The 18,363-nt window shown below is 37.1% G+C and carries 16 protein-coding genes; all 16 read right to left on the reverse strand.

Annotation, left to right across the window (positions count from 1 at the left end; translation table 11 throughout):
• Positions 1 to 141 precede the first annotated feature (141 nt).
• Entirely contained in the window at positions 142 to 1,260 is a 1,119-nt protein-coding gene (locus DYH56_RS10370; RefSeq protein ID WP_114642799.1) for a 4-hydroxybutyrate dehydrogenase, read from the reverse strand.
• 12 nt (positions 1,261 to 1,272) lie between these two features.
• Positions 1,273 to 2,643, reverse strand: a complete 1,371-nt coding sequence (locus DYH56_RS10375; RefSeq protein ID WP_114642800.1) for an aldehyde dehydrogenase family protein — start codon at positions 2,641 to 2,643, stop codon at positions 1,273 to 1,275.
• A gap of 66 nt (positions 2,644 to 2,709) precedes the next feature.
• Entirely contained in the window at positions 2,710 to 4,209 is a 1,500-nt protein-coding gene (scpC, locus tag DYH56_RS10380; protein WP_114642801.1) for a succinyl-CoA:acetate CoA-transferase ScpC, read from the reverse strand.
• A gap of 104 nt (positions 4,210 to 4,313) precedes the next feature.
• Positions 4,314 to 5,678 (reverse strand): aspartate-alanine antiporter-like transporter, encoded by a 1,365-nt coding sequence (locus tag DYH56_RS10385; RefSeq protein WP_114642802.1) that lies wholly within the window; start codon positions 5,676 to 5,678, stop codon positions 4,314 to 4,316.
• A gap of 42 nt (positions 5,679 to 5,720) precedes the next feature.
• Positions 5,721 to 7,022, reverse strand: a complete 1,302-nt coding sequence (locus DYH56_RS10390; protein ID WP_114642803.1) for an acetyl-CoA hydrolase/transferase family protein — start codon at positions 7,020 to 7,022, stop codon at positions 5,721 to 5,723.
• Between the two features lie 81 nt (positions 7,023 to 7,103).
• Positions 7,104 to 7,385 carry a NifU family protein gene (locus tag DYH56_RS10395; protein ID WP_162056584.1) on the reverse strand — a complete coding sequence of 94 codons (282 nt, stop codon included), beginning with the start codon at positions 7,383 to 7,385 and terminating at the stop codon, positions 7,104 to 7,106.
• Positions 7,386 to 7,500: 115 nt separating this feature from the next.
• Positions 7,501 to 8,952: a 4-hydroxyphenylacetate 3-hydroxylase family protein gene (locus tag DYH56_RS10400; RefSeq protein WP_114642805.1), complete on the reverse strand. Its 1,452-nt coding sequence runs from the start codon at positions 8,950 to 8,952 to the stop codon at positions 7,501 to 7,503.
• Between the two features lie 176 nt (positions 8,953 to 9,128).
• Positions 9,129 to 10,733, reverse strand: coding sequence for an FAD-dependent oxidoreductase (locus DYH56_RS10405; RefSeq protein WP_114642806.1), 1,605 nt, complete (start codon positions 10,731 to 10,733; stop codon positions 9,129 to 9,131).
• Between the two features lie 194 nt (positions 10,734 to 10,927).
• A complete protein-coding gene (locus tag DYH56_RS10410; protein WP_114642807.1) occupies positions 10,928 to 11,608 on the reverse strand; it encodes a 4Fe-4S dicluster domain-containing protein in 681 nt (226 codons plus the stop codon).
• 17 nt (positions 11,609 to 11,625) lie between these two features.
• Positions 11,626 to 12,465 (reverse strand): FAD/NAD(P)-binding protein, encoded by an 840-nt coding sequence (locus DYH56_RS10415; protein ID WP_114642808.1) that lies wholly within the window; start codon positions 12,463 to 12,465, stop codon positions 11,626 to 11,628.
• A complete protein-coding gene (locus DYH56_RS10420) occupies positions 12,455 to 13,501 on the reverse strand; it encodes a 4Fe-4S dicluster domain-containing protein (RefSeq protein ID WP_114642809.1) in 1,047 nt (348 codons plus the stop codon). Before DYH56_RS10420 ends, DYH56_RS10415 begins: the two co-directional genes overlap by 11 nt.
• Positions 13,501 to 14,478 carry a 4Fe-4S dicluster domain-containing protein gene (locus DYH56_RS10425; RefSeq protein WP_114642810.1) on the reverse strand — a complete coding sequence of 326 codons (978 nt, stop codon included), beginning with the start codon at positions 14,476 to 14,478 and terminating at the stop codon, positions 13,501 to 13,503. The genes DYH56_RS10420 and DYH56_RS10425 overlap by 1 nt, the downstream gene beginning before the upstream one ends.
• Positions 14,466 to 14,930 (reverse strand): hydrogenase iron-sulfur subunit, encoded by a 465-nt coding sequence (locus DYH56_RS10430; RefSeq protein WP_114642811.1) that lies wholly within the window; start codon positions 14,928 to 14,930, stop codon positions 14,466 to 14,468. Before DYH56_RS10430 ends, DYH56_RS10425 begins: the two co-directional genes overlap by 13 nt.
• Positions 14,921 to 16,903, reverse strand: coding sequence for a CoB--CoM heterodisulfide reductase iron-sulfur subunit A family protein (locus DYH56_RS10435; RefSeq protein WP_114642812.1), 1,983 nt, complete (start codon positions 16,901 to 16,903; stop codon positions 14,921 to 14,923). The genes DYH56_RS10430 and DYH56_RS10435 overlap by 10 nt, the downstream gene beginning before the upstream one ends.
• A 33-nt stretch (positions 16,904 to 16,936) precedes the next feature.
• Entirely contained in the window at positions 16,937 to 17,350 is a 414-nt protein-coding gene (locus tag DYH56_RS10440) for a 4Fe-4S dicluster domain-containing protein (RefSeq protein ID WP_114642813.1), read from the reverse strand.
• 24 nt (positions 17,351 to 17,374) lie between these two features.
• Positions 17,375 to 18,163, reverse strand: coding sequence for a CoB--CoM heterodisulfide reductase iron-sulfur subunit B family protein (locus DYH56_RS10445; protein WP_114642814.1), 789 nt, complete (start codon positions 18,161 to 18,163; stop codon positions 17,375 to 17,377).
• Positions 18,164 to 18,363 lie beyond the last annotated feature (200 nt).

Here is an 18,363-nt window from a genome sequence, read left to right on the forward strand (position 1 = left end):
CCAATTTAAATTATTTTTTTCATTGTTTTTATCAGATATTAATTTTAATAAGAAAAAATCAGGTTTAAAATTAAACCTGATTTTTTGTTTATTCAGTTAAAAACGGCCAAAGGCAGTAATTTTAGTTCCAAGAAGAACAGTTTAATAAAGATTTTTGTAAATATTTATTATATCGGTTCTTTCCAAAGGAACATAGTTATTGGCCAAAAGTCTCTGCTGTCCTGAAATTACTGCATCTGCAAATCCTTCTATTTCCTCTACCTTCATTCCGTATTCCTTCAGTGGCTTTCTGGAAAGGAGTTTATCCAAAACATTTGACAAGCCTGCATAAACATCTTCTCCTGCCGGGATATTCATAATATCAGCTAATACTTTATTAACTCCGGCTATCTTACCATTTGGATCTTTAGCTAAGTATGTTTTAAATACTTCTGTAAAAAATTGATAGTTGGCTTCCCCATGGGGAACATGATATACTCCCCCTAAAGGATAAGACAGTGCATGAACTGCTCCTACTCCTGCATTTCCAAATGCTATCCCTGCATAGTTACTTCCTATCATAAAGTCTTCTATGATCTCTTTCCTGTACTCTTCACCTTTTTCTAAAATTTCCATATATCCCTTCAAGATCATCTCAATTGCTTTTACACTAAAGGTATCAGTGTACATATTTGCTTTTGGAGACACATAGGCTTCTATAGCATGGATTAAAGCATCTATTGAGCTTGTTACGAAGAATTTATACGGCAGGTTCATCAACAACTCCGGAATCAATACTGCACTTTCAGGATAAAGTTCATCTACAGCTAATCCCATCTTAGTTTTTTTCGATTTTATTTCAGAGATAGAGATATTTGTTACCTCGCTGCCTGTTCCGCAGGTTGTAGGAACAATCACCAATTCTCTGACTTTTTTTATTTCTACTGTTTTTTCAAAATAATTCAGGCAGTCATCGGTATCTTCTAAGATCAATAATTTTGAGATGTCTATGACAGACCCCCCGCCTACTGCAATGACCCTTTGAATATCTTTTCCTCTGATAGCATCCATGATATAATTTATAGTTTCATCTGATGGTTCTCCCATACCAAAGCATTCAAAGAACAAATTTTCAGATTCTAAATTTAAATCTTTCATATAGTTATCAAAAAGGAAATCATGGGTAAAAAGAAGGTCACCCTTTCCTATTTTAAAGTCTGCAGCAAATTCTTTAAATGTATCAAACTTATGTATTTCTGGTTGTATTTTTAAAAGTCTCATTTATTTCTCCTCCTATTCCCAGATTTGTTCATCTGATGGAATTATAACATCTCCTCTAACTAAACCTATTCTAGAAACATTGATCAGGTGTTTATAGTCTAAGTTCTCTGAAATAATATTATTTCCCCAAGTACCGCATCCTAATGTTGTTGTTGGAGCGAATCCGTTTAACATAGATCCTCCGGCAGTTGTTGAAGATGGAGCATTTACAACTAATCTGCTTACTGTCAATAAATTCCCGGCTAATTCGATATTTTCTAAATTATCTGAATGAATTGCCGCTGTATGTCCCTTTCCTTCAAGATCTAAGTTTGTTTGAGCAATATTAATTGCATCTTCAATGGTATCATATTCAAAAGCTGAAAGTACAGGGCACATTTTTTCCTTGCAAAGAAGGTCCTCTGCTCCTATTCCGCTGGCTTTTAGAAGGATAACCTTAGCATCTTTTGGAACTTCCACTCCTGCCATCTCTGCAACTCTGGCAACCGACTGACCTACAACGTCTTTATTCATATGTCCGTCTTCAAAAATTGCATCTCTGAATTTTTGAATATCGGCAGGGTTGTCTATATAATGAGCTCCATTTTTCACCATAGCTTTTATAACTTCATTATATTCTGATTTTGGTGCAATTACTGTCTGCTCCCCGGAACAAATTATACCGTTATCAAATTTTCTACCAGCTATAATTTTGGCTGCTGCGTCATCGTAGTTAACACCTTTATCTACAATAACCTGAACATTTCCTGCTCCTACACCGAATGAAGGTTTTCCGCTTGAATAAGCAGCTTTAACCATTCCCATTCCACCTGTTGCAAGGACTACATCTACTTTTTCCATCAATTCATTTGTATAAGCCAGAGATGGTTCAGCGATTACCTGGATAGCATCCTTTGGACATCTGATCCCGTTTTCTACCAATGCAGCATTAATTCTAGCAACTGTTTCAGCAGTACAAGCTTTTGATCTGGGATGCGGGGCTACGATAATTGCATTTCCCCCTTTGATAGCGAACATAGCGTTACACATAGGTGTTACTATCGGGTTTGTTGTAGGAGTAACTGCTCCAACTATTCCAACAGGTTTAGCTACCATAATAAGATTTTTTTCCAAATCTCTTTCGATTATTCCTACACTCTTTTTATCTTTTAAATTGTGCCATATATTTTTAGATTTACCCTTATTTTTTCCTACTTTGTCTTCATATACACCCATTCTAGTTTCATCTACAGCCATTCTTGCAAGTTCTTCAGCGTTATCATATACAGTTTTTCCAATTGTTTTAACTATGGCATCTAACTCTTCCTGAGTATATGTTGCCAATTCTTTTTGAGCTTCCTTTGCCTTTTGAATCATGTTGTTGATGTAGTTTTTTGAATCCATTTTTGTTTCCTCCTCTAAAAATAAGTTACTTTTATATTTTGGTACAATTATAAAATAATTTAATAACTACTTCTTCATAGTTCCTGTTTCTACGAAATTTGCATGCCATGAAAGAGCTTCCTCTAAAATATGCGGTGTATGACAGCTTTGGCATACTTCACACGCTCTGTTAAAATAATCTCTCATTTGTTCTTTAAAATCAGGATGAACACAATTTTCAATAATTAATCTAGCTTTTTCTTTCGGGCTCAGTCCACGAAGATCCGCTACACCCTGCTCTGTAACGATTATCATTGTGTCATGTTCTGTATGGTCCACATGGGAAACCATAGGTACAATAGATGAAATTTTTCCGCCTTTTGCAATAGAACTTGTACTAAAAATTGTCAGGTATGCATTTCTGGCGAAGTCTCCGGATCCCCCGATACCATTCATTATTTTTGACCCCATTATGTGGGTAGAGTTTACATTTCCGTAGATATCTACTTCGATAGCTGTATTCATTGCAATTACCCCTAATTTTCTGGCCATTTCAGGACTGTTTGAGATCTCTAATGGTCGTAAAATGATTTTGTCTTTAAAGAAATCGATATTTTCTCTGAATGATTTGAGACCCCTGGGAGAAGGACTTATGGAGCAGGCAGATGCTTTTTTTATCTTCCCGCACTGCATCAATTCAAGCATTGCATCCTGGATAACCTCGGTATAGCAGACCAAATTTTCAAAGGTCGAATCACAGAGACCAGCAAGAACAGCATTTGCAACATTTCCTACACCAGACTGGAGGGGAAGTAAATTTTTAGTCAGCCTTCCCAAAGAAACCTCTTTTTCTAAAAAATTAATAATATTTTTAGAGATAGCTCTGTCTACATCAGAAATTGGTGCCAGGTCTCTTACATGATCTTCCATATCTGAAAATACTACAGCTGCAATTTTATCCTTATCACACACTATAAATGGTGTCCCAACCCTGTCTCCAGGAGTTTTTATGGGGATATGAGTTCTCATAGGAGGATTTTCAAGCATATATATATCCGACATCCCTTCTAATTCCACCGGCTGTTTTGAACTTATTTCAACGATGATCTTATCTGCACTCTTTATAAATGACGGAGAGTTCCCCACGGCACTTGTAGGAATTATATTTCCATCCTCTGTTATGGCAATTGCTTCTACGATAGCTACATCTACTCTCGGCAGGATCCCATAGTTTAGATATTGGGATGAATGGCTCAGATGCATATCCAGATATTCTACCTTCCCGCAATTTATATCCTGTCTCAGCTGTTTATTGGTCTGGTACGGGAGTCTTTTGGCAAGGATTCCTGCTTCAGCCCATGCACCATCTACTTCCGGCCCCAGGGAGGCACCGGAGTAAAGTGTTAATTTCATTTTTTCATTATCTCTCTTAACTCTTTCTGCAAGGGCAAGAGGGACGACCTTTGGATAACCAGAAGGAGTAAATCCACTGGTACCTATAACCATTCCATCTTTTATTAATTTAGAAGCTTCCATGGGACTCATAATCTTTTCTTTAAGTTGTTCATTTCTAATTCTAGATTGCATTTATTACACCCCTTTATTAAAAAATATTTTATCTGACTAATCTTTCGCAACACTGCACTCCTTTAAAAGTTAATGCCGAAAAATATCTGTTACTTAACCGATTATTACATGGGTAATTTGTGTAAAATTATTGTAAATAACACCATTCCAAATAGAGCAAATGGATATGTGGCGGCGTATCCTGCTGCCGGGTCATCGGTACCAATAACATCTACAGCTACTCCAAGACCGGGAGTAGAAGTCATCCCGCCGCAGATTGCACCTGAAAGCATGATCCAGTTAATTTTAAATACGTATTTTCCCACAAGAAACCCTGAAAACATAGATAAGATTCCTACCAGGATGGCAACTACACACAGATAAAAACCTGCACCAGTTATAGAGTCAATGGCAGCAAAACCATATCTTAAACCGACGATAGAAAGGAAAAATGTAAGAGCTATATCTCTGATTACACCAAGAATTTTTTTATCCATTCTAAAAGTCATAAATCCTAATTTTCCTAAATGTCCAAAGAAGATAGAGGCAGCTAAGATCCCTCCTGTGGAGCCCAGACCAAAGTATCCCAGATAACCAAGATTTATCTTGATCATCCCAAGTGTATAACCAATAACACAGACAAAGGCAAAAGCAACGAGGTCAAATGTTACAGGTTCAATGTGTTTAATATTTATCTGTTTTTTAGCTTCTTCCATCTCATCTTGAAATTGTTTATGTTCCTCTTCCAAATTTAATCTGAATAGTTTAGGGAAGAGTTTCATCGCCAGGATAACAATAAGAACTCCAAATGGATAACCGATTGCATGACCTATACCCACTCCAGATTCAGCATCAATAACAAATTCATCTGCCTGCTCCGGAGATAAAGTCGGCGTATTTTCCGGTGTAAGAGTACCCTTAGAATTTAATATATTTAGGAGTACTTCTTTATTGTGATGACTAAGAGATGGATACCCTACAGCCCACTCCTTAGCATGTTCCCTGGATGTTTCGATTGCAGCAGCTAATCCAGGGGAACTGGTAAGAGCACCTGTATAAACTCCTGAAACTTCATAGGGGTTTGCTTTTTTGCTCAAAATAGTAAGAGTATAAGTTGTCCCGGCTCCTATAAATACAATGAGAAATCCCAGTACAACAAACTTTGTACCGTATGTTTTAAGGATGATGGCTATTTTATCAGCCGCCAGAAGCCCCACTGCACCTACAAAAAGAATTAAAAATAAACTAAAGAATTTTTTATCTATAACGCTGACCCTGAGCATTGAATTGAATGTAGAGGTGTAAGGTCCTTGTGCATTTATTGAATCATTGGCCAGCTTCACTACTAACCACCCTATTGCCAATCCAGAGAATAGGGCTCCAGAGGTTCCAATTTTTAATAATTTTCCTAATAATAATCCTGAAAAGATTGTTATAAACATAAGAATGAAAGGATTTGTTAACCAATGAATACTTTTAAATACAAACATACACATCCCCCTTGAAAGTTATTTTATTGTCAAAATTATAAATTAAAACTTACAGTGGTATCTTTTTTCCCAGTTCTTAATGAGATCTTCCCTGAAATCAGGATGAGCGATATTAATCAATGCCCGGCCTCTTTCTTTGAGAGTTTTTCCTTTAAGTCTGGCAACACCGTATTCGGTTACTATATAATCTACATCATTTCTGGATGTAGTTACTACAGCACCCTCATCTAAGACAGCTACTATACGGGACACCTTTCCTTTGGCAGCAGTAGAAGGTATGGCAATAATTGATTTCCCCCCTCTGCTCATGGTAGCTCCTCTGACAAAGTCCACCTGTCCGCCTACCCCGCTGATCTGGTTGTATCCTATAGATTCTGAACATACCTGTCCGGTCAGATCCAGCTGTACACAGGAGTTAATAGAGATCATCTTATCATTTCTAGCTATTATTACCGGGTCGTTTACATAGTCTACCGGGTAAAATTCAACCAGAGGATTATTATCTACATAATCATAGAGTGCTTTGGTTCCCATTACAAAGGTAACAACCATCTTTCCTTTGTTAAAATTTTTAGCTTTGTTGTTTATAACACCGGATTTCACTAATTCCAGAACACCGTCGGAGATCATCTCAGAATGAATCCCCAGATCTTTTTTGTCTTTTAAAAACAATAGAGCTGCATCTGGAATGGCACCTATTCCAAGCTGAAGTGTGGAACCGTCCTCTATAAGAGATGCACAATTTTTTCCGATGGCTTTTTCAATTTCTCCTATTTTAGGAGGATTGAGCTCAATAAGGGGCTCTGCGTGTTCAACTATATGATCTATATCTGAGATATGGATAAAGGAATCTCCCATAGTTCTCGGCATATGTTTATTTACCTGGGCAATTACAACTTTTGCATTTTCTGCAGCTGATTTGATATAATCAATAGATATTCCCATACTGCAGTTTCCATGTTCATCGGGTAAACTTGTTTGTATTAAAGCTGCATCTACCGGAAGATGACCATCCCGAAATAACTTGGGAACTTCATGAAAATAACATGTAGTAAAATCAGCTCTTCCATCTTGAACTGCTTTTCTGGTGCTGGCTCCTGCAAATAATGCATTATGGACAAAATGTTTTTTCATATTATCGTTAACATACTGGGCTTTTCCCATGGCAACCATATGAACTATCTCTAAATTCTCAAAATTTTCTTTATTTTTAATCAGGGCATCTATCAAAATTTTCGGTTCAGCACATGCATGAGCTACTACTACTCTATTTTTGGAATTTATATTTAAAATTGCTTCGTCTGGAGATACTAGTTTTTCTTTATAGAGCTCTTTCCAGTTCATCTTTCTCACTCCTTTATTGTATATATAAATTTTTAATAGTTTTATCATTATCTAAAAAAATTGTGCTATTTGGATGCAACGTCACGTTGCTTTTTTAGCCAAAAGTTTTTTAGCCATCTCTATAAGATCCTCTGAAACTCCGGTTTCTAAGACTACATCTTTAATTCCGATATCCTCTAAAAGAATTATTTTTTTCACAAGTTCTTCTGTGGTAAACCTGGCATGATGACATCCTATACAGTTTCCCAGTAATTTTATCTTTAAGATTTCATCCTGGACTGAAACAACTGAAATATCGCCCCCGTGTTCTTTTATAGAGGGTCTTATTTTTTCCGATATAATTTTTTCTACTTTTTGCAGCATTTTCATCACCTTATTTTAAAGAGAGGCCGAAGCCTCTCTTCTATTATTTTTTAATAAACAAAAGTTTATAATAACCTAAATTGTGCTTATCTGGATGCAACGTCACGTTGCTTTATTATTTTTTTATACCTGTAAGTTCTTTAACCAGTTGTTTTTTACCTTCAATGTTTCCTTGTCTGGAGATCATAATTCTTTGAGCCTGAGGAGATCCTGCCCCATGCATGGATTCAGTTCTATATCCTACAGCAGAAGCTCCTAAAGTAAGATTTTCAATGAATCTAAGTACTTTTTGACGATTTTCTACAGGTACTTTACTGTCTCCTGCAAAGTATTTATTACAGTATTCACCGATAACAGGATGTTTAAAATCTATATCTGTAGGCATAGTTACCATTAATCCACCTGCGATATCTTCAGCTAATCTGGCTATCTCATATGGGAATCTTGTTACATTTTGTTTACATACATTGGCCAAAAGAAGATCTATCTGGTAATTTCCTGCCTTTGTAGGAACTCCCTCGGTAGAGCAGGCAAGACCGCAGGCATACAGTGTTTCGTTAAGATGAGTCATCTCAATAAGTTTATCTTTTATATGGGAAGCTCTGGTAACACCATTGTATTCTGCTGCAAGTGCCGCAGCACCAATAAGTGCATCTCCTACTCCTACCTTACATCCCCCGTAACTCTGTCTATGGTAACCGGCAAATCTTTCTACAAGAACTCCGGCAAATTCATGTTCTCCATTCAGATATATTCTTTCATTTGGAATGAAGACATCATTGAATACAACCAATGCTTCCTGCCCGCCAAATTTAGGATTTCCTACATCGATATGTCCGTCTTCTAATTTTCTGCTGTCACATGACTGTCTACCGTAGATCATTAATATTCCCGGAGCATCCGATGGGATAGAGAATGAAACTGCATAATCTTTGTCATTTTCTCCCATGGCAATAGTCGGCATGATCAGATGTTCATGGGAATTTACAGCACCAGTCTGATGTGCTTTAGCCCCTCTGACTACGATTCCGTCTTCCCTTTGTTCTACTACACGAAGGTAAAGATCAAGATCTGCCTGCTGATGAGGTGCTAATCCTCTGTCTCCTTTAGGATCTGTCATGGCTCCATCTACTGTAAGGTCGTTGTCCTGGACAAATTGCATATATTTTTTAAATCTTTCATGGTAAGTAGTTCCATGTTTTTCATCTATTTCAAAAGTTGTACTAAAGATAGAGTTGAAAGCATCCATTCCCACACATCTTTGAAAACATGAAGCTGTTTTTTGTCCCAGTAATCTTTGCATTTTAACTTTATTTTTAAGATCTTCAGTACTCTGGTGAAGATGGCAGAAACGATTAACCCTTTCCCCTGTAATATTTGAGACAGCAGTCATAACATTTTGATGCTCCTCCTGGTGGGCCAGATCATAAGTAGCTGCAACTGAGTTGATAGAAGGTCTGATCATTGGATGATCCGTGAAATTCTCAACCAATTCTCCCATCAAATAAACTTTTGTTTTCATCTTCTTTAAACTTTGAATATACTGTTCCCCTGTCATTAATGCCATTTTTTAACCCCTCCTAATAAAATTAGTACTATTATAAAAAAATTAACGTGTTATTTTTTAAGTTATTTATAAGTTTTTATTTACTCATTTCTTGTGAAGTTTTTATTGTTTCTTAATAGTTTTTACTACATAAAAATAAAAAAATCAATTTTTTTTATCAAATAATTAAATTTTTTTTATTTTTCCCTGCCATGGGTATAAATAGGGAGGATCATTGGCGAAAATTGGCTGCTTTCTACCTCATTATTTTCTAGATCTTCATGATATTTTCTTACATGATCAAAGGTTAAATCTTTTATTTTTATATCTTTAAAATTTTCCCCAGCATGAATCCCGGCTCTCCGACCGAAAACAATTATATCCAGTAATGAATTTCCCATAAGTCTATTGGTTCCGTGGATACCTCCGGCACATTCCCCGGCTACATATAGATTTTCTATTTTTGTCTGACCGTTTTTATCGATCAATAATCCGCCATTTTGATAGTGGAGGGTTGGATATACTAAAATTGGTTTTTTTCTCATGTCTAGATCAAACTTAAGGTACATCCTCAACATTGCTGGAAGTTTTTTTTCAATGGTTCCCTCACCATGAATCATCTCAATAAGGGGAGTATCCAGCCATACACCATACCCGCCTGTAGGAGTAGGTATACCATTTCCTTTTACATTGCACTCTCTAATAATGGCAGAAGCCTCCACATCTCTTGTTTCCAGATGGTATACAAACTGCTCCCCATGGATATTCAGCGGGGTAGCTCCTAAACTACGAACTTTTTCTGTAACTAATGCTCCAAAAATTTGAGAAGGGTAAGCTACACCTGTGGGATGATATTGGATGGTGTCAGCAAAAGCAAGCTCAGCTCCTACTCTGTATCCCATCACAAGGCCGTCAGCAGTGGCACCATAATGGTTGGATGTCGGGAAACCTTGATAGTGAAGTCTTCCGGCTCCACCAGTTGCCATTATCACAGTTTTTGCTCTTACCACAAAATTTCGTTTAGTTTCAAGATCACAGATAACTGCTCCGGCAGCCTTACCGTCGGTATCAAGGAGGAGTTCAATTACTGGAGAAAATTCTAATACCTCGATCTCTTTATTTCTAACTTCATCTCTCATGACACGCATTATTTCGGCACCACTATAGTCTGCTGCAGAGTGCATTCTTTTCCTGGAGGTACCTCCCCCATGATTAGTTATCATAGTTCCGTCTTTTTCCTTATCAAACATCACACCTAAATCATTCAACCATTTGATTGCAGATGGAGCATCTTTTACCAGGGTACTGGCAAGTTCGGGAACATTGGTATAGTGTCCCCCTCCCATTACATCTAGATAATGTTTTGCCGGGGAATCATCCGGCTTGTCTGCAGCCTGTATTCCTCCCTCAGCCATCATGGTATTGGCATCACCAAAACGAAGCTTGGTTGTGATTAATACTTTAGCCCCTTTTTCATTGGCTTCCAGAGCGGCAGCAGCTCCTGCTCCCCCTCCCCCTATAACCAGTACATCCACATCATAATCTATTTTATCCAGGTTTATTTCAAGGTTTACCAGCTTACTTTTAGCCTCTAAAAGCTCTCCTAATTCATTGGGAACCCTAGCTCCCTTATTTACTCCATGCTTTAAATACATAAATCCTTTATCACTATAATCTGGATGGTTTTCATTTAAAACACCTATTTTATCTTCTGGAGACATCCTCGGAAAATTTATTCCAATTCTTTGGGAACGTGTCTCTTCTACCTTTTTAGATAATTCCCTCATCTCTGCTGTATACATTAAATACCTCCCCCATATTCAAACTTATAATTATTTTACCGATATTTTACGGCAATTAAATGCCTATAAATACTAAGTTTTCTTTTTAAATTCCTTTTAAATTTTATTTGAAATTAAAGGGAATTAAGAGCTGTTTCCCGCCCTAGGCAGGAAACTCCTTAGTTTTAAAGGCATGCAATACCACGAAAGATAAGTTATTTAGTGATATCTCTGGTGTTATACAATTCTTTCAATTCTTCGATGTTTTTCCCCATGATTTCTTCTATTGATTGATCGTGTTCACCAGCTGCTATCTCTTGGACTTTGTTTTTTAAATGCTCTGTCTCAGGAACAATATATTTACCTGTAAGACGCCGTGCTAAAAGAGCTGCATTATAATGAGTTATTCCGGCAGGACATCTGGATGCACATATCCCGCATGATACACAATCAAAAGATTCATGTGCACATTTTTCAAATTCACCTCTCTGTGCGTGGGCAATATACTGCATAACATTTAAATCTTGAGGACAGCCATTTGTACAGGAATTACAGCCTATACACTTATAAATTTCAGGATAAAATTTTGCCATTGTATCCATAGCCGGTTCAAACTCATTTATGTTGTACAGAGGTTTTTCCCCCGGGAAAAATGGAAGCTGTGTAAAATACATTCCATCTTCAACCTTTGTCTGGCATGCAAGGGCTATCTTTAATTCTTTATCCCCCTTGACTCTGTAGATAGTAGAACATGCACCACAAAATCCAGATCTGCAGCCACAGCCTTTAGTCAGCTGATATCCCGCATACTCCATGGAATCCATGATTGTTAAGCTAGAAGGTACTGTGTATTTTTTACCAAATATATATACATCGATCATTTTTTTTTCAGACATCTATGCCCCCCTGTTTTTTAATATTCGTTTGGAAGTTCCGTAATCTCATCGCATCTAAATACAGGACCATCTTTACATACGTATTTATCGCCTATATTACAACGTCCGCATTTTCCAATTCCACACTTCATCTTTAATTCCAAAGTAGTATAAACCTGATCCTTCTTAAAACCCATCTCCTCCAATGCCTGAAGGGTATACTTTATCATGATAGGCGGTCCGCAGACTAAGGCAATTTTATTACTGTCAAATCCCAATGTTTTCACATAATTAGGGACAAATCCTACATTCCCGTCCCAATTTTCAGACAAGCTGTCTACTGTGAGGTGTACAGTTGTGTCCTTTTCTTTGGGCCAGACATCAAAGATATCTTTTGAATGTACTAAATCTCCAGGTGTACGGGCACCATAAACAATGTCTACCTTACCGAAATCATCCCTGTTATCCATTACATAATTAATTACAGAACGCAGAGGAGCCAAACCTATTCCGCCCCCTATAAATACTAAATCTTTGTTTTTTAATTCCTCTACAGGAAAATTATTTCCATAGGGACCTCTCACGCCGATTTCAGATCCTGCTTCAAGCTGGTGCAGATAATCTGTGACAGTTCCGCACTTTTTGATACTGCATTCTATGAACTCCTCCTGGGAAGGAGAAGATGTTATTGAAAAGATAGCTTCCCCTATGGGAGGAATAGAGATCATAGCACACTGACCCGGCAAAAATTCAAAGGGTTTTTTTCCAAAATTATCTACTATTTTAAAAGTAGTAACATCGTGGGTATCTACTCTAACCTCTTTTATAACAGCTATTTGAGGGATCAATGGATCCTGATCATGACAACTACAACTCATTTTTTTCACCACCTAATTTTTTTATTATCTTTACAATGTCTATATGTACCGGACACCTGTCTGCACATCTTCCGCAGCCTACACAAGAATAGACACCCTCATGATTTTTAGGATAATAAACGAGTTTATGCATAAATCTCTGTCTTAATCTCTGCATCTGGCTGGTTCTGGGGTTTCCGTGAGCCATAAGTGTAAAATCAGATGACATACATGAGTCCCAGCAACGGAATTTTTCACCCTTATTACTCCCCTTATAATCACAAAGGTCATAACAATGACAGGTAGGACAGAGATAGGAACAAGTCCCGCAGGCAAGACATTTTTCGCTAAATTCATTCCATATTTCTTCCTGATCAAATATCTCCTGCTGAGTTCCTTTTATTTTTGAAAGATCTATATTGCTGAATGGAAGTTCTTTTAATTTTTCCCGGATATTATCTTTTTCATGCTCTAAGGTTTTGAGATCTTTTTCGTGGGCATCTGTAAAGAATTCTTCTACACTCTCCATTAATTTCTGGCCTTTCTCACTCTGAGTCTTCCATAAAAATGAATCTCCCATATCCCATGCAGCTATATCTGCACCTTCAGGAGCTGATGCAGCCTCTACCCCAAAAGAAGTGCAGAAACAAGTGTCTTCAGGATTAGAACACCCAAGAGATATTATAATTCCCCTATCTCTGTGTACCTTATAATAAGTATCCACAGGATCTCTTAAAAATATATTATCTAAAAGTTTAAAACTCTTCACGTCACAGGGTCTCACACCAAAGAGAACATATTCATCTCCTTCTGCTTCTACAACTTCAAGACTTAATTTTTTATTTTCATTCTTAAATTTTAGATAAGTTTCTGTCTGCGGAAAAACAAGGTGTTTGGGTGAAGCATTTGTTCTTACTCTATCTAAATTAACTTTTTCTCCCTCTTTCCAAAGTGAAAAATTAAGTGTTTTATTTTTTTCAATAGGAAGAAATAAATCAAAGTCAGCATCGATCTTTTGCCATAATTCAGGCAGTTTAGTCTTTAAAATCTTTTTCATTATTTCCCTCCTTGTTTTGAAAATGTGTCTGCATCTTCAAGTTTAAATGTAACCAGTGGTGCTGGAGTTGTTGAATCCAGACCAGCATTAAATTCACCATAAACCTCATTTATATCTTTTATTATTTTCCTATTCAGCTTATCAAGGGGGATCCCGGCAGGACAGATCCTTGCACATTCACCACAATCTACACAACGACCTGCCACATGATATGCCCTGACGATATGGAAAAATGTGTCTTCTCCCTCTGTCTTTGCTTTCCCTGAGATCTCTGCATCGGAATTATCAAATACACATTTTACACAACTGCATGCAGGGCAGATATCACGACATGCATTACACCTTAGACACCTTTGAAATTCACCTTTCCAAAAATTGTACCGTTCATCAGGGGTCATAGATTCTATCTCTTCTACCCCTTTAAATCTATCTTCTCTATTTACATTATTATTTACCACGTCACCTAAAAGCTGGTCATAAACCACTGGATTCGGGGAGGTACACGTCAGGCATTTATCATATTTTATTTCCTCTCCCAAAACATCCTTACTCGTGTTTTTATTGGTTAAAGTGAAACCATTTTCAGATTTTTTTACTCTCGTAACTCTGTCATTTAACATTATTTTTTTTACTTTCTCAGGATCAACCATCCCTTCACAGGGGATCCCGTAAAGGACTACATTTTCCCTGTTTATCCTGTTATCTTTTAGAAGCTGGTTAAAAGAAGTTGAATCACAGCCTTTAATAAAAATTCCGATTTTATCATATTTTGGAAGTTCCTTAATCAGATATTTACTGAGATTATTTATACAAAATGAATCCCAGATTAAAGAATCAGCGTCTTCTGGTTTAGTGATAAATACCGGATATGATTCAGACCACAGGTCCCCTTTTTTCCATCCTAAAATTTTGTCTATCTCTTTATTTATAAGAGCCTGTTTTGCAACGGCTCTTATTTTTTTAGTTATATTTTCCATCTGGCATCCCTCAACTTTTTATTTGGTCCGAGCTTATAAACATCTTCTAATATATCGTTCATTACAGTTGCAAATTTATTTCCTTCTGCTGCTGAGATCCAATCGACTTTAAAACGTTCTTTTTCGACCCCTACATATTCTGCTAAATTTGTTATAAGGGAAAAACGACGTCTTGTATGATAGTTCCCAGTAGAATAATGGCAGTCTCCCGGGTGACAGCCGGCTATTACTACACCGTCAGCACCATTCTGGAATGCTCTCAGTACAAAATTTATATTTACCCTGCAAGAACATGGAACACGTATAATTTTTATGTTAGCAGGATAGTTTAACCTGCTTGTCCCAGCCAGGTCAGCACCTGCATAACTGCACCAATTGCAGCAAAATGCAACTATTAACGGTTTGAACTCCTCATTTTTATCGATTATATTAGTATTAGTATCTAATGACATATTGCATCCACCTCCGCTAAGATCTGCTTATTTGTAAATCCTTTGAGGTCTATTGCACCAGGCCGGCAGGTAACGGTACATCCTCCACAACCATGACACAGAGCTTCATTTACTTTTGCAACTGTTTTTTTAATTCTTTGTCCATGGTCAACGATCTCTATATTCTCAGAAGAAATAGCATCGTAGGGGCACATCTCGGTACATGCAAGGCATCCGCTGCATATAGATTCATCTACTTTAGATACACAGGGATTATTCACAAGTTTTGATTTATTTAAAAGACCAATAACTTTTGCAGCTGCAGCACTTGACTGAGCTACAGTTTCCGGGATATCTTTAGGTCCCTGACAGGCTCCTGCCAGATATATCCCTGCTGAAGCTGTTTCTACAGGACGAAGTTTTGGATGAGCTTCTGTAAAGAAATTATTTATGTCGGTACTGATATTAAGCTTTCTTTTTAGATCTAAAGCCCCTTCTTTAGCTTTTGTAGCAGCTGCCAGGACAACCATATCAGCATCTATTACAAGGGTTTCACCGCTCATGGTATCTACACCATGAACCATAAGTTTTTTTCCCTCTGGGAAGATCTTTCCAACCATTCCCTTAATATACTGAACCCCGTATTTTTCTACTGCTCTCCTCTGGAATTCATCAAAATTCTTTCCGGGAGTACGTACATCTATATAAAACACATAAGCTTCTATATCAGGATATTTTTCTTTTATCAGCATGGCATGTTTGGCAGTATACATACAGCAAATTTTTGAACAATATGATTTACCCCGTTCAGTTTTGTCTCTGGAACCGACACATTGTACAAATACTACTTTTTTTGGTTTTTTTCCATCGGAGGGACGCACAAATTTTCCATTTGTCGGCCCCGCTGCATTGGTTATCCTTTCAAATTCAAGAGATGTAATGACATCTGGATGATCATACTGATATTCTCCAAATTTATCTAAATCAATGATGTCATAACCGCTGGCTACCACTATGGCACCATATTCTTCTGTGATCATCTCATCCTTTTGATTAAAATCAATGGCTCCTGACGGACATAATTTTTCACATAAACCGCATTTTCCGGTCTTTAGTTTAATACATTCATCTGTATCAATTACCGGTACATTAGGAACAGCCTGGGCAAATGGGATATAAACTGCACCTCTATTTTTAAGACCTTCTTCAAACTCACTTTCAGCTTTTTTAGAAGGACATTTTTCAGTACATATCCTGCACCCGGTACATTTATCCATATCAACATAACGTGCTTTTTTCTTTATACTTACATTGAAATTACCCACATAACCACTAATTTTTTCTACTTCACTATAGGTGTGAAGGGTTATATTGGGGTGTTTTGCCGCATCTACCATTTTTGGTGTCAGAATACATGCCGAACAATCCAGGGTAGGAAATGTCTTATCTAACTGTGCCATCCTTCCTCCGATACTGGGAGTTTTCTCTACAATATCTACTTTGTACCCGGCGTCTGCAATATCCAATGCAGCCTGAATACCGGCTATTCCCCCGCCAATTATCAGAGCTTTTTTTACCACGTCTATCTCTCCGGGGATAAGCTCATTGTTCAAGGTAACCTTAGCCACTGCTGCTCTTGTGAGAGCTATAGCTTTTTTGGTTCCAGCTTCCTTATCTTTATGCACCCATGAGCACTGCTCCCTTATGTTGGCAATTTCTACTAAATACGGGTTTATTCCAGCTTCTTCTGCAGCTCTACGAAATGTACTTTCATGCATCCGGGGAGAACAAGCTGCAATTACAACTCTATCCAAGTTATGTTTATCTATGGCATCCTTCATCATATTCTGGCCGATCTCAGAACACATATACTGATAGTCTATAGCATATGCAACTCCTGACATTTTTTTTGCTTCTTCTACAACCTGTTTCACATCGACGGTAGCGGCTATATTTGAACCGCACCAGCATACAAAAACTCCAATTTTTCGCAACTTTATACCTCCTTACAAGACAATAACCAATATCTATTTAGTGTATTTTCGAAATGAACTTACAATAGCCTGTTGCGGCATTTTTTCATCGGTCATCAACTGACCTGCATCTTTAACTTTTAGTCTGTTATTTCCTTTTTGTCTCAATTTAATAAGGCGTATAGCTTCCATGAGGCTGGCTAAGTCAACTCCTCTCGGGCAGCGAGCTGCACAGGCAAAACATGATGCACAATTCCAGATTGTTTCACTTTCAACAACCTTATCAAATTGTCCCAATTGTAAGTGTCTCATTATTTGATGGGGAAATACATCCATTCCTGAACTAGCAGGACAGCCTGCTGTGCATTTTCCACATTGCATACAATCATTGATCATCTCTCTGCTGATTTTTTTGATTTGGAAGATCTCCTTTTCATATTTATCGGGAATAATTTTTGTTCTTGCCATTTTTCCACCTCCTAATAAAGATAATTATTTCATATTTAAAGTCTCGGCTAAAAGCTCTGTAAAATAAACAACTGATATATTGTTTATTTTAGCTTCGTGACTGTTCTCCAAATTATACTTACATAGAGGGCAGGCAGTTACGATCTCTTGAATTCCATTTATAGCAGCAGACCTTATAATGTTATTTGTCATCTCATCTGTTATAGATTTATTTTCAGTCACAAGATATCCCCCGCAGCACTCTGTCCTATAGGGATACTTTACAGCTATACCGCCTAGAGCATCTATAAAATTTTCAATGATAACAGGATTTTCTGAATCATCAAATTTCATATCTTTCTCCGGCCTGAGAAGGAGACAGCCATAATAAGCTCCTATTTTACGGCCATCTAGAGAAGTTTTTATTTTTTCAGATAATTTCTTAAACCCAAAATCATCCCTGAGCATCTCTAAAAAATGAATTACTTCTCCATCTCCGTTGTAGTCGTTTTCAAGCTGGAGATAATTGTTAACCTTGTCCCTTACTTCCGTTTTGTTTTTCATATCTTCATTGACCCTTTTAATAACATGATGACAGGCAGAACAGAGGGTCACAAGTTTTTCATTTCTGTCCCGGGCAGCTGCAAGACTCCTCACAGAAGATAATTTTGTAACAATTTCATCCTCTCCCATGGGATAGACTGCACCACAACACTGCCAGTCTTTTTGTTCTTTCAATTCAATCCCCAGTTCATTGGCTGAATCTAGAGCAAATTTTTCAAGTTCCTGTGCTTTTGTTTTTAAGGTACATCCTGGATAATAACTATACTTCATTTGTTTAATCTGTACCTTAAGATATAAAAAGTACAGACCTTCACCCCCCTTTCAAATTTTAAATATAACTTTGTTATTTTTTTAACAAAATTAGTTGTAAAAAAAATTGATAATAATATCAATTTTTGATTTTAGAATAGTCTTATATCATCATATAACCATTCTGAAATATAAGAATAAATTGTGAAAAAATACTATAA

This window comes from Psychrilyobacter piezotolerans, from assembly GCF_003391055.1.
Classification (GTDB): Bacteria; Fusobacteriota; Fusobacteriia; order Fusobacteriales; family Fusobacteriaceae; genus Psychrilyobacter; species Psychrilyobacter piezotolerans.